This is a genomic window from Bradyrhizobium sp. Cp5.3, from assembly GCF_000426265.1.
GTDB classification, from domain to species: Bacteria; Pseudomonadota; Alphaproteobacteria; order Rhizobiales; family Xanthobacteraceae; genus Bradyrhizobium; species Bradyrhizobium neotropicale.
Genome location: NZ_AUFA01000036.1, coordinates 55,903 through 68,797, shown reverse-complemented (window position 1 = coordinate 68,797; position 12,895 = coordinate 55,903). Strand labels below are relative to the sequence as shown.

The following is a 12,895-nucleotide window of genomic DNA, read 5'->3' as shown; positions in this document are numbered from 1 at the left end:
GATCCAGAACGCCTTCGTCGAGAGCTTCAACGGCCGGATGCGTGATGAGTTCTTGAACGAGACGCTGTTCTTCGATCTCGACGACGCACGCACCAAGATCGCTGCATGGGTCGCCGACTACAACGACCAGCGCCCGCATTCTTCGCTGGAATACCTCACACCTGCGGCCTACGCCGCCACACTCACCGCAACGGGCGCTCGGCTGCGCAACCCCGACCAGCTCCGCCGATCGCCCGTTGCTCCACCCGCGCCGCATGGCGTAGAAAACCCCGAGACTCTAACCGCCGCTGGATGAAACTTCGGTGGCAGGTCAACGCATAACCCGTGCTACAACCAGCTGTAGATTGGGATAGTCGCGGCATGAGCCTCGACGATATCGACAACCTTTCTAGCCAGCGGAAGATGTGATTTTTCTTTTGACCATACCGCTTTGAATCTCGCGACCGTTTCGGATGCGGTGTCCAGGACGAGTTTCTCGGACAGCCTGGCTTTTGCGGCGAGGTGCTTGAGCTCGTCCGTGGAAAACTCGATCATCTTCTTTGTGCGTGAATAGTTCAGCGCCATTTTATCGTCCGCGATATACGGGATGGTCGAAAGCAAATCGTAGGCGGGGGACAAGATCGGCGTGCGCCGGTCCGGGTAGATGAGGGACCAGTTTTTGAGGTGCATGTCGGTATTGCCAATCAAGGTGCTGAAAACGAGCCTCCGGATGAATTCAGCAACACCGGCATCGCCCGTTTCGATGCCGAGTACGCGTGCGATATTTCTATAGTTTGCGTGGTCGTACTTCTCGTCAGGCGCCACCGCGAATACTTGCGCGAAATCTTCCATGTGGATCGGACCATCGTCTGTCCGGTCAAACCGTCTCACCGCAAGAGCCTGTCCCTTGAGCTCGCCGAGACCCTCAGGAAGGCCTTTGATCTCGTTGACATCGATCAATTGGAGCTCCGGCACGTCCATGCCCATGGTTTTAGCGATCGTCATCATCGAATATTCGTTCTCAGGCACGCCCGGATACTGATGAGAGGGCAGCTTGACGACCCACGAACCGCCGACGCCTTCGACTGGAATCGTCAGTCCACCGTTCTTTTGATCATTCTTCAGGGCTGAGAATTTCAGCTGCACACCAGCTAGCGAAAAGCGCAGCATGTTGTGCCGTTCGTCGGGAGTGAGATCTTCTTCGACTTGAGGAGGTAATGCCTCCCCTTGAGCCGGATGGACAGAAAGCGCACCGGGGAGGTCCCGGCCGAGCATCCAGAGCAGGAAGAATTCGCGCGTTTGTTTTACGCCCGCACGCTCTGCCAGATATCGGCGCAATGGTCCTTCTGGCAACAGATTGGAGAAAAAAGGCGGAAGGACCGTCTGATAGGGCCTAAAGGCGGTCAGAAGTTTTCCGAACTGATCCTTGAAGGAAAGGCTTAATGTGGGGCGGTTGTCATCGTCGACGTAGGTCTGGTTGAAAGCAAGCAGTGTCCGGTCCCCTTGCACGAGCGTCAGGGTCGCGATCGGGCTGTCATACAGATGAACGTCCAAGACTGATACGTCAGGCATCGTCATCCTCGTCCAATGCGTAGGCTGGACGTGGTGCTTCTGCGGGGTGAGCAATCCGGTTGCGGACCACTTGCAGCAAGCCGGCGATGTTATCGAGTTCGGCTCTTGATTGGGGACCAGCTCGAATGTGACGCAGAATTTCTATCGAGTCCTCGACGAGAGCAACGTCGTCCTTTGAGAGGCGGACCTGTTTGAGAAAACGGAAGTATTCGGCGATACGGTCGAACACGGCTGAACCGCCCTGCAGCTTCTTCAATTTCGCGAGAAGGCGTTCGCCCTTGGCAAAAAGAGCGGACCGCCCTTCTTCTGCAAGGAATTCGGGAGTGGTCGAACGAAGCATGCCCTCTACAGCGGGGAGAAGCTTCTTTGGTACAAGTACGACCTCAAGGTCGAGCGCTCGCGCCATCTGGATGAAGCTCGACAGGCCGGGTTCGAGACGTCCGGTCTCGATTTGGGAGATGTGTGCCTGGGTAAGCCCGGAGCGGGCCGCCAAAGCCCGCTGGCTCATTGCGGCCCTGATCCGCTGACCTTGAACCTCTCGAATGAGTTCCTCACTCTGGTAGGACACGATATAATATCCCAATCGTAGCCAAAATTTGATAATGATAATATATATCAGCCCGAGCCGAGACGGGTCAAGTATTGATAATTTTTATTATCGAGCGCCAATATTCGATAAGGATTCTATATCGATTGAAAGGGGGGGAGATTTCGGTTCCTCTTCGCTGCGCACATTCATATGCCGAAATAGACGACAGTGTGCCAGTTTTGCATATAATGCCAGAATATCTCTTGCGTCATATTGAAATACCGACGAAATAGTTCTATTTTTGCGTATGATGCTGTATTTGCGTTCCAGCTTGGCAAACTATCTCACCGACCTCCAATCTGAAGGCCGGATTACGTTCACGCGGAATGAGGCCATTGCTGCGCTCGGGATAACGGAAGGAGCATTTCTAAAGGCTGCCTCTCGCTTGCAGAAGCGTCACATGCTCTTCAATCCGCGCCAAGGCTTCTACGTCGCGGTACCACCGCAATTTCTGTCTTGGCAGGCGCCGCCACCATCTTGGTACATTGATGCCCTGATGCGGTATGAGAGCAGGTCCTACTACGTAGGTTTGCTGAAGGCTGCAGAACTGCATGGCGCCACCCACCACGCAGTCATGGATTTTCAGGTCATAACAGACCGGCAGCTACGCAAAATCCGGGCGGGCCGGTCATGGATCACCTTTCACTTTCGCAAAGACATGGAGTCGGTTCTCGAGGGGATCGTCGAGCGAAAGACTGATACCGGAAAAATGAAAGTGTCGTCGCCCGAACTGACAGCCCTTGATTTGCTCCGCTACATCCATGTCGCGGGTGGTGTCGATGCCGTCGCGACCGTTCTCAACGATCTCGGTCATAAGCTGGACCGGCAAAAACTTGCGACCATGGCTTCCCACTTTGACCGAGCTTGCGTGCAACGCCTCGGTTATCTGCTTGACCGGCTTGGCCACGGTGAGCGAGCCCAGCCGATGCATGATCAGCTATCCGCAACCAACTCCATACCCTGGGCAGCTCTCGAGCCGCAGGAACGAACCCTCGCTACGTCCGAACCGCCCCTCGAACGCAACGAGCGATGGAGGGTCGTCGTTCAGCGCGGGCCAGAGATCGACGAATGATCCCGAGCCAGAACATTGTGGCCTGGTCGAAGGCAGCCCCTTGGGCCGAACTGCGCCAAGTGGAGCAGGATCTGATAATTGCTCGTGCGCTTGTCGACCTCTTCGGCGATGCCTTCTTGCGAGAAGAGCTGCGCTTTCGTGGTGGCACCGCACTCAATAAGCTGCATTTTTCGAAGCCACTGAGATATTCAGAAGACATCGACCTTGCTCGTACTAAAGAGGGGGCCTCAAAGCCGATTTGGGACCGCATCCACGACCTTCTCGATCCATGGCTTGGAAATCCCGAATATCTTCGCAGCCAGACCGCTCCAGCGTTGCGGTACACCGTTGCAGCGGAGGACGGCTCATCCACGATTCGGCTCAAGATTGAAATAAACGAAGCCGAGATCACCGCTCTGGACCCCGCCAAGACGCTTCGCCTCAAGGTCGATAATCCCTGGTTCTCCGGCGCGGCCGATATTCCGACGTTCTCGACCGAGGAAGTCTTGTCGACAAAGGTCCGCGCACTTCTTCAACGCAACAAAGGGCGCGATCTCGTCGATCTCGCTCATGCTTTGGAGGTCTTTTCCGGCCTGGATGCTCAGCGGACGGTCGATATGTTCGTCGAGTACACCAAGCAAAAGCCGATCCCGCGATGGGAGGCGGAGAAACGGATGTTCGAGAAGCTCGAGCGCCGCGGATTTCTGTCCGACGTTCATCCCCTGCTAACAGCGGGAGAACGAGAACGTTTCGATGACGCAGCTGCCAAAACGGCCTTCAAACGGGTATTTGATGGATTCATCAGCAAGATACCTGGCAAGTCTTGGGCGACGACGCCTGAACTGCTGGCGAAGCATGATTTGAACGGTTAGTGCTGCGCATGTCTTTTCGTTCGCTTCTGAGCGCGTCACGCAGGACACGGTTTGCGGTGCATATGGGCGCGCCCGGCTGTGCCGGTCAGGCTCTACGCCGCCCCGCTTACGCGGGCGTTACCGAGCCCAAGGTCTCGGCCCTTCGGGTGACGATCCTTCGCGCAAAGAGATAAGGTGCTCCTCGCGGGGGGCACTCGGGAAAGGGGCCCGCCTTCGGCGTCGCTATCACTGCCCCTGTCCCGGGTGCCACAATTGACCGGTCTCGTCGCTGCACTCGGTCCCGCGTGCCGGCTGCGCCGTCGCTATGCTCACGCTCCTGCGGGTGCATTTTCAGTGGGGCGATGCGCCTCCGGCGCACGCCTGCAAGCACTGCATGGAAAGCAAGTGATACATCCGAAATGTACCCCTCGTCGATCTTCACCAAATGGCATTGGCCACGCCGCGGTCTATCCGGCGACGGCTCGCGGCCTGATAGCCTCGCTATTGAGAAGCTTCCACGCGGGCAGGACATCCGCGATTTTGGCTTCGAAGGGATAGGCATTTTGCCGTTCTCCCACTGAGACTCTTTGATGCACACTAAGGAGGCTCCAGCCCTTGAATTCAGGGTTGGAAGCGGCCGCAGCCACTGCCTGAAAGAATGATGTCTCTGACGCGATGCCAAGTGTGCTTTCGAGATCCTCGATTGAGCAAAACAGAATAGGCCTGCGATCCTCATCGGTGATGTCGGCATCGATCTGTCCTGCGAGCGCACTCGCTTCTGCCATCACGCGATCCTGATGATTGGACATCTGTAGCCAAGGATCGAGAGTTAAAACCATGCCGGCGGCGTCGGGCCCAATCGACTTGATACCATTCGAGCGGCGGCAATGCGAGTAGAAGCGCCAGATTTGCACCACGCCCTTGATTATCTCGGAGAACGCCTCTCTTGCGTCGTCGAGCGGATTGTCGGAAAACTTTGCAACGATCGACATCTTTTTTGCTTTGCATTCAACAGCGAGCTTCGCGGTGCCGCTCTCGTCGTGAAGAAAGATATCCGGAGAATCGACAGTTCTGCGAAACTTGTACTTGAACGCGCCACTAGGCTGTGCCCCTGGCAGTGCTTCGCTGATCAGCTCGAGACAGTAGCTCTCGAAACGCGAGCCGATTTCTCGCCAGATCTTTGATCCGCCGCCGACAAGATCAAAATAGAGACCGGCCGTGACGCGCTGTATGATCAGTGCGGGTAATGGAGCGCGAGTGAGGCGTCGGCCCGACCGATCGAACAAGATGGCGGGTGTCTTGCGGAGACGCTCTGCTGATAAGCCGTGGATCGTCCGCCGATTTGCCTGATCTTGATCGCCTGCTTCCGAACTTCGATTAGAGGGGCAGAGATCAAACGAAGCGCCGCGTCTCGAGTCTCGGTTGATATCGATAGATCCGACAGGCTTACAGTCGTTTCGAAAGCAGGATGATCCTGCAACAGAGCGTAGAAGGCGAATCCGCAAAGGAAAAAGTCCGTCAGGGGTAGGCGGTTGGTCTCTTCAAAATAATTTTTCGCGAGCTCACCTCCAAAGACGAACAGCGACCGATAGATCTGCGCCAGATTGGCAAAGCCGCGCTGCCATTCGAACTGGCGATGGCCGATCTTGTGCATGACGTCGAGAACGCTCACATGAGCCAGAACCATTCCGTCCTCTGCGTCTTCAAGCTTTCGAAGCACGTTGACGCATGTCGCGATCGTGTCGAATTGCCTGCAGTCAAGGACCCGCGAGCGGCCATTTCGAGATGCAGCCTTCTTTCGAGTGATCAGCAGCTCGTTCACCAATGTTTCCAGTGCCCACTTGAAGACGAGATGGCTGTCGCCGAGCTGGGCATTCTTTGCATCCTTTGGAAAAGTCAAAAGGCGCGCGGCAGCATCGGCCCGGTCCGACTGCAGGGCGTCGACGGCCCAGACCATGAGTACGAACGCCTCGTCGTTTGCTAAGCCTAGCAGTTCGTTGAGCCGTTTCCTGGCTTTGTCCCGTCTGAGTCTGCTCATATGCGTGGTCTTACCGCGACCTGGGCGCGTACGAAAGCCGCCGAGATAGTTTGGCAATCGCCTGCCATCGGAGCGTCCGTGCGCGGGTATACGGACTTTGAACTATGATGGCTCTGGCAAGGGCCGCTGAATGTCCGCGGAGGGAGGTCTTGGCCGGTTTCTGGGCGCTGGGGAACGCGCTCACCTGCGGCCGGTCTTGTCCACAGCCGAGAGCTTAAATGCGCGCCGGCTTGTCGTCTCCCGCGCTTGCGATAGAGCTTGAAAGCTGGCTTGTCGGACGTCGTGGCCGGCTAAGTGCGAGATATGAAGTCTGCAATATCCAGAGCGCTTGCATCCGTGGGACCGCCGTTCGAGGGCTTTCAATGGCGCGACCGCCACGGAGCCCTGAACTTGAGGTTCGCATGGTCGAAGCCAGCGGTCGCGAGGCCCGAGACCGCCAGCCCGACAATACGCCAGTCTTGAAAAATCCATCATTTCCTCGAGACGATTCTTGCGAGCTACTGCTTTGACGGCTTGATGAAGAACGAAATGCAGCCCTTGTTGTCGTTGTAGAGCCACTGAAACTTGCGCGGGAGCAGAAGAACGCTGTCGTTCACGTAAAAGAAAAGCTCGTCAGTCACCTTGGGAGATACATACTCCGAAATCTTCTTCACGCGCCGATCCGGGTCAGGCTCGAGGAAGTCCACTTCGCTGCCAAGTGATCCGTACCGCGCCACGGGTTGAAACCAGGGCTGCAGATAGTAGCGCCGGAGGGGTGATGCGAGCACGTGGACAACAGTCTCGGTCCAGGAGAGCTGCGTGCCGTCCTCCGGATTGTGGAAAGTCGAATACCCGCGCGCGTCGGTCTCAACGCCACCGTTCGCCAGGATCGAGGGTGCGCTCGCCGTGGCAAGCTTGCAGGTATCCTTGCTGGTTGAATAGTTCGAATACTGTCTGGCAAGTGCCGCCGGGGCAGGGTTGGTCCAAACGAAGTACCGCTCGAGACGACCGACCTTGTAGCCCGTGGCAAAGCAGAGGTTCGAAGTCTCAAAGGAGACCAGGGCGCCGGTATCCGGAATGTAATCGAGGTCCTTGGTCGGCTTGCAAAAGACGCCGGCTTGGTCGACCGCCGTGAACAGAAGGCGGTTGCCCACCGTGATCCCTAGATAAGCGATGACAATGGCCGAAAGCGCCGGGCCCAGATAGTAGCGCCAAGCCGAACGCAGACCCATCAAGATGAGCTCGCGTCCGCGCGGCGTAGGACTCGGCGCCGTCTCCGGCGCGGGAAGCGTTCCAGCGAAAGCTGCGCGCCAAAGCGCCGTCATTTTGTCATCCACCGCAGAAGCGACCCGCTTGCCGCCGATGATCAAAATTCCAATGATGCCCACCAGGATCAGGAACGTCACCGGATACTGGGCATAGGAGCCGAACCACTGAGACAGCCAAGAAGGCAGAAAGCCGCTCAGGGTCCTGATGATATCGGAGACCCACTTGAGCGCGTTCGCCCTTTCACCAAGCGGATCGCTCCGGCCGGTGAACGGAAACACCACAAACACAAGGGTTGCCGCCAAGGAGAGGAAATATAGCGCTGCGCGGACCCAGACGAGTGGCCAGATGTGCTGACGTTCAGCGACGACCCGTCCCTGTGCTTGCTCCGAGGTCTCCGGCGCATTGACGGTCGGGCCTGACGCGCTGTCCGGCAGAGGGGCTATTCTGAAGCGAACGCTGCCGTCTTGGGCGATCTCTGGCGAGACCACGTCGTACTCGTGGGGAATTCCTATCGGCGCATAAACATGCGCATTGTTCTTGATTCTCCGCAGCACTGTCTCATGGATCTTTGGCTTCTCGATATAGACCTCATCGCCCGTCGTCCAGGAGAAGCGCTGGCGGGTCAGCCGCGATACGCGCCTTGGCCCATAGCGGTAGTAACTCGCCGCGCCCGCGCGAGAATCATATAAACGGCCGTCCTTGTCCTGCGCCTGCTTCGTCTCGGCCAGCGCGGCTGGATCCGACGATTTGAAGCAGAGGCCTTGGGCGCGGGCCTCCTCCATAATCCAGTAGAGCGGAATGTATGCGAGCGAATCATCGGGATAACCCCCGCCGACATTGGCGTGCACGCCCGCAAACCAGACCTGACTGATCCTCTCGTCGGTAGTATAGCGCGCGCCTCCTGGTGTGGCCGGCTTCTCCTGCCGCTCGTTCCAAAGAACTGGGTGGAATGTGGTACGTTCGTCATCAAGTGAAAGCGCCTGACACGCGCGTTTCACACTGGGATCAAGCGTGTGGCTGGGGAGTTCAAGTGGCCAAATCCATTGGCTCACGCCCTGCGTCATCTCGTCAACAGGAAGGCCGTATGCGGCCACGGTGTCCCAAAGCCCGAGGAACCGGATGACAGGCCTCAGCCTTCCCGCAGGCGCGCCAGCAGCGCCGGCGGCGGGTATCTTCCCGGCCAGCAACTTCTTCACGCCCTGGACCATCAGATACCAATTCGTGTGAAAATGCCTTTTGTGGTAGGCGCGATACGCTGCTCTGGCCTGGCGGTCCAATTCGCTGTCGGAAATTCCGTTTGCGGCAATGAGACCTTGATCGAGTATCAAGCCTATCGTGACACGGATGGTAAAAGCGCCGCGGCTGAATCCGAAGGCGAAGATCTCGTCGCCTTGATTGCGATAGTTGCGGCAGGCGAACTTATAGAGCGTGATGACGTTGCGCCGCAGTCCTATGCCGAATGCGCCGCCGAGCATCGCCAGGGGCTTAAAGGACGATGTCCCGACACCATCGTCGTAGCAGGCGACCTGGTCGTCCTTGGTGAGGTCCAGCGCACTGAACATGCGCCAAACGTTGGTCCGCCAAACCTTGGCCGATGAATTTCCTGTGCCGTCGGAGAGGAGCACGATGCGACGCGGCATGATCTTCCTGATCTAAAATGAGTCCGCATAAGGCCGGAGTTAAATACAATATATGGTTGAATTTGAACGTTTGCTCGACCTAGAGTCAAGGGGCCATTCTCGCTGTGGAGGCTGCATCCCAGCGTGGATCGTTTGCAGGCTCGTTTTTGCGTTCGATGCAGTTTCTCTTCATTGTTCTTGCCAAATCGCTTTTTTGCCGCGCTAAATAAGCCCAGCGCTGAATCCCGAGGCGACCACCCACTCGAGCAACGCGCCCAATCGTGCGATCTCGCCATTGCTGCCTCAGCAGGAGTGTGCGTTGCCGGCGCGAATTGGTATTTGGTGGTGCCGTTGCTGGTCCTATTTCTTCTCAACGGCCTCATTCTCGAGAATGAAGTTATTTGGAAGCTGACGCTGACTGGAACGCATGGAGGGGGCATTTCCGCATTTTTGGCTGTGGCTTCCGGCAGGCGGTCCCCGAAAAGCCGCCGATTGAGCTGTTCATTTTCTCCATGATCGGAATGTTGGTGAATACCGTCGGAGATTCTCGCGCGCAAAAGCGGAGAGTGTATGCATCGCATCGCCTTGCGGTCTTGGTGGACGAGTCCACTCGTCAAAGCCGCAGCAAGGCAATTTGCACGAGTCAGGGAGCCTCGATTTAGGGCTAGCCAAACCCACCGGCAGCTTCGGTCTGCCGGAGATGCATGAGCGGCGCGTCAATGCCGTGAATCGCGACGCGAGTTCTTTAGGACGCCGCCGCTCGAGGTGAGGGCCCATCTGAGCGAGCTGGCCGGCGACCTTCTGGAATTTCGTGAGACCGCGGAGGCGATCGAGTACAGGCAAACGCTCAAGGTGCAAACCTCGACCGCAGCCCAGCTTAGCACCAGTTGATTCAATGGCAGGCGCTGTCCATATCGACGGCGCCACAAGTTCTCGGGACGTGCTCTTTTCCTGAGTGCGTAGGTCCTGGTGACCGGCTGCTGTCGCGTCGGCCACGTAGGTGTTGAAGCGGCGCGTGACCGCCACAGGAAAAATCGTAGCCCGGCGGATCATCATCGTCCGGGGCGAACACAACATTGTTCTCGCCCCGGACGTTAGGCGTCGGTCGACCATGCCGGGGCTGGTCTTGTGCGCGGCGTAGAGCTGTCACGGCCTACAGGGGGACTGATCCCGATGATGCATCCGCACTCCCCCTTGTTCAAGACACGGTGCGAAGCTCGCGAGCGGCTGCGACCATGTTAACGAGAGCGGGACGCACCTCCTCCCAACGTCGCGTCTTCAGGCCACAATCAGGATTGATCCAGAGTTGGGAGTCTGAAATCCGTTCCCTTGCCAGGGTGAGCAGATTTTTCATCTCCAATATGTCCGGCACACGCGGCGAATGGATATCGTAGACACCCGGTCCGATTTCGTTGGGATATTTGTAAACCCTGAATGCATCGAGCAATTCCATTTTTGAGCGGGATGTCTCGATGGAAATGACGTCAGCGTCCATAGCGCCGATCGCATCAATGATGTCGTTGAACTCGGAGTAGCACATGTGGGTGTGGATCTGGGTCTCGTCGCGAACGCCCGACGAGCAGATGCGGAAGCTGTCCACAGCCCAATCAAGATAGGTCTTCCATTCTGATTTGCGCAGAGGCAGCCCCTCGCGAAGCGCCGCCTCGTCGATCTGTATCATGCCTGCTCCCGCAGCTTCGAGGTCGTGAACCTCGTCTCGGATGGCGAGCGCGATTTGGCGGCATGCCTCGCTTCGAGGAATATCGTCGCGGACGAAGGACCAGTTCAGGATGGTCACCGGTCCGGTCAGCATTCCCTTCATGGGCGTTTCCGTGAGCGATTGCGCGTATTGCCACCACTCGACCGTCATTGGCTTGGGTCGCGAGACATCGCCAAACAGGATTGGCGGCCGAACGCAGCGCGAACCATAGGACTGCACCCAGCCATGGTTGGTGAAGGCGAAGCCGGAAAACTGCTCGCCGAAATATTGCACCATGTCGTTGCGCTCGAACTCACCATGCACCAGCACGTCAAGGCCAATATTCTCCTGCCACCGGACCGCGCGCGCGGTCTCGTTCTGGAGGAACGTCGTGTAGGCAGCGTTGCTGAGCGTCCCACGGGTATGCGCTGCGCGCGCATTCCGGACCGCTGTCGTCTGCGGGAATGAGCCGATGGTCGTCGTTGGAAACGCCGGCAAATTGAAGCGCTGGTGTTGCGCCTCCGCACGCTTCGCAAACGGGCTGTTGCGGCGACGCAGGCTCGCATCGATTGCGGCGACACGCTGCGCCACTTTCGCATCGTGAATGCGGGGCGAACCCTTACGTGCGGCGGCGGCAATGTCAGATTCCTTCAGAGCCGTACCGCACGACTTCCGGCCGCCCGAGAGCGCCGCTCCCAGTGTTGCCAATTCCTCGATCTTTTGGACGGCGAAGGCGAGCCAGCTCTTGATCTGGGGATCGAACTTTTCCTCCAGGCCAAGATCGATCGGCACATGCAGGAGGGAGCAGGATGGCGCGATCTGCACGCGATCCCGCCCTAGCGCGTCGATCACGGGTTCGAGCCGATCGAGAACGCGATTAAGATCCGCACGCCAGATGTTACGCCCGTCGATCACGCCGAGCGAGATCACGCGATCGCGGGACAAGGCGGCAAGATCTGACAATTGCTCCGGGGCGCGGACGAGATCGAAGTGCAGGCCCGTGACAGGAAGCCCGAAGGCAGTATCGCGGTTTTCGCCGAGCGCACCGAAATAGCTCGCCAACATGATCTTGATCTGCGGCACGGATCTTGCGATCTCGGTGTAGGCGGAGCGGAGCGCGGCCTGAGCGGCAGCGTCCAGATCGAGCACAAGGCAGGGTTCGTCGATCTGGACCCAGTCCGCGCCCTGCTGGGCAAGTTCGCGAAGGACATCGACATAGACCGGGAGCAACCGCTCCAGCAGCGAGAGCGGTTCGAAGTCCGGTTCCTTGCTCTTGGCGAGCTTGAGGAATGTGACGGGTCCGATCAATACCGGCCGCGTCTGATAGCCGAGCGACTTTGCCTCTTCGTATTCCTCAATCGGTTTGCGTGAGGCGAGGCTGAATTGCTGATCGCGGCGCAGCTCCGGGACCATGTAATGGTAGTTGGTGTCAAACCATTTCGTCATCTCCTGCGCCGGTACGCCATGACCGTGGTGCGCATGCCCGCATGACGCTTCAGTTGCGTTAGCATCCGCGCCGCGCGCCATGGCAAAATAGGTTGCAAGCGGCACCGGGCCGTTTTTCCAGCCATAGACGTCCGGAATGGCACCGACCATCACGGACGTGTCGAGCACTTGGTCGTAGAACGAAAAGTCGTTCGAAGGAATCACGGTGACGCCGAGCCTTTTCTGCCGCGCCCAATTCGCAGCGCGCAGCGCCATGCCGGCCTCGATCAGCGAGGGTTCGTCCGATGCGCCAGACCAAAAGCGCTCGAGCGCGAATTTCAGCTCGCGTCGCGGACCGATACGAGGTGTGCCGAGAGTTGCAACAGGAAGAGACAGAGACATAGCATCAACCCCGTGGTTGGGGGCAGAGGCCGTGGCGGACGCATGCAGGGAAAGTCGCGCGAGCGACGGCTGCCTCGCGTACCACCGGGACACCCCGCCCGTGGACGAATATTTCGTCGGGGCAGGTCTCCTGGCTCGCGGGTCAATGTCGCTGTCTGGCCTTCCCGAAGCTGTATGGGCTTCAGTGACTTGAGTTGGACAGCGGCTCGCCGCTTACAGTTGCGGGGGCAGCGCCGGCATCGCACCGGCTTCCCTCTTAGCTCCGGATCAAGCGGGATCCGGAGAACCTCGACGCTTTCGATTATCTGCAAGACGGCCGCGCCGTCAACCTCTCACATGTGCGCGTCTGAACGGCGATCTGGACAGTGGAGACGTCCGACAGTTTCGCGACGGTGTAACGCTACTCGTCCTCAACTCTGCGT

General features: G+C 58.2%; 9 protein-coding genes and 1 riboswitch. Of the genes, 3 read left to right on the top strand and 6 right to left on the bottom strand.

All coding sequences use genetic code 11. The features are described 5' to 3' along the window. The coding region (locus K289_RS0132525) for an integrase core domain-containing protein (protein WP_156918313.1) at nucleotides 1–295 on the top strand (295 nt) is incomplete at its 5' end. 32 nt (nucleotides 296–327) lie between these two features. Here the strand turns inward: K289_RS0132525 and K289_RS0132520 are convergent. Together K289_RS0132520 and K289_RS0132515 are read right to left on the bottom strand one after the other, a co-directional pair. After that, entirely contained in the window at nucleotides 328–1,551 is a 1,224-nt protein-coding gene (locus tag K289_RS0132520) for a type II toxin-antitoxin system HipA family toxin (protein ID WP_035686631.1), read from the bottom strand. Then, nucleotides 1,544–2,119 (bottom strand): helix-turn-helix domain-containing protein, encoded by a 576-nt coding sequence (locus tag K289_RS0132515; protein WP_027555280.1) that lies wholly within the window; start codon nucleotides 2,117–2,119, stop codon nucleotides 1,544–1,546. Before K289_RS0132515 ends, K289_RS0132520 begins: the two co-directional genes overlap by 8 nt. A gap of 292 nt (nucleotides 2,120–2,411) precedes the next feature. On the opposite strand from K289_RS0132515, the gene K289_RS0132510 reads away from it, so the two are divergent. Next, entirely contained in the window at nucleotides 2,412–3,212 is an 801-nt protein-coding gene (locus tag K289_RS0132510) for a type IV toxin-antitoxin system AbiEi family antitoxin (RefSeq protein ID WP_371260883.1), read from the top strand. After that, on the top strand, nucleotides 3,209–4,063 hold the full coding sequence (locus K289_RS0132505) for a nucleotidyl transferase AbiEii/AbiGii toxin family protein (RefSeq protein WP_027555278.1): 855 nt from the start codon (nucleotides 3,209–3,211) through the stop codon (nucleotides 4,061–4,063). The genes K289_RS0132510 and K289_RS0132505 overlap by 4 nt, the downstream gene beginning before the upstream one ends. Before the next feature lie 446 nt (nucleotides 4,064–4,509). On the opposite strand, the gene K289_RS0132500 is transcribed toward K289_RS0132505, so the two are convergent. The 4 genes from K289_RS0132500 to metE all read right to left on the bottom strand — a co-directional run bounded on the left by K289_RS0132500 (nucleotide 4,510) and on the right by metE (nucleotide 12,473). Continuing rightward, complete coding sequence (locus K289_RS0132500) at nucleotides 4,510–5,328, bottom strand: hypothetical protein (RefSeq protein WP_027555277.1); 819 nt, start codon at nucleotides 5,326–5,328, stop codon at nucleotides 4,510–4,512. Continuing rightward, nucleotides 5,277–5,999, bottom strand: a complete 723-nt coding sequence (locus tag K289_RS0132495) for a hypothetical protein (protein WP_156918312.1) — start codon at nucleotides 5,997–5,999, stop codon at nucleotides 5,277–5,279. The genes K289_RS0132500 and K289_RS0132495 overlap by 52 nt, the downstream gene beginning before the upstream one ends. Nucleotides 6,000–6,577: 578 nt before the next feature. Next, on the bottom strand, nucleotides 6,578–8,968 hold the full coding sequence (locus K289_RS47960; protein WP_051311037.1) for a DUF2235 domain-containing protein: 2,391 nt from the start codon (nucleotides 8,966–8,968) through the stop codon (nucleotides 6,578–6,580). Between the two features lie 1,177 nt (nucleotides 8,969–10,145). Beyond that, on the bottom strand, nucleotides 10,146–12,473 hold the full coding sequence (gene metE / locus K289_RS0132475; RefSeq protein WP_027555274.1) for a 5-methyltetrahydropteroyltriglutamate--homocysteine S-methyltransferase: 2,328 nt from the start codon (nucleotides 12,471–12,473) through the stop codon (nucleotides 10,146–10,148). Nucleotides 12,474–12,575: 102 nt separating this feature from the next. Continuing rightward, nucleotides 12,576–12,779, bottom strand: a riboswitch (cobalamin riboswitch). Nucleotides 12,780–12,895: the final 116 nt, after the last annotated feature.

What these genes read in the sequence shown, in the direction of transcription:
- K289_RS0132520 (WP_035686631.1), bottom strand. Translation starts at nt 1,551, where the DNA reads ATGCCTGACGTATCAGTCTTGGACGTTCATCTGTATGACAGCCCGATC.
- K289_RS0132505 (WP_027555278.1), top strand. Translation starts at nt 3,209, where the DNA reads ATGATCCCGAGCCAGAACATTGTGGCCTGGTCGAAGGCAGCCCCTTGG.
- K289_RS0132495 (WP_156918312.1), bottom strand. Translation starts at nt 5,999, where the DNA reads ATGGTCTGGGCCGTCGACGCCCTGCAGTCGGACCGGGCCGATGCTGCC.
- K289_RS47960 (WP_051311037.1), bottom strand. Translation starts at nt 8,968, where the DNA reads ATGCCGCGTCGCATCGTGCTCCTCTCCGACGGCACAGGAAATTCATCG.
- metE (WP_027555274.1), bottom strand. Translation starts at nt 12,473, where the DNA reads ATGTCTCTGTCTCTTCCTGTTGCAACTCTCGGCACACCTCGTATCGGT.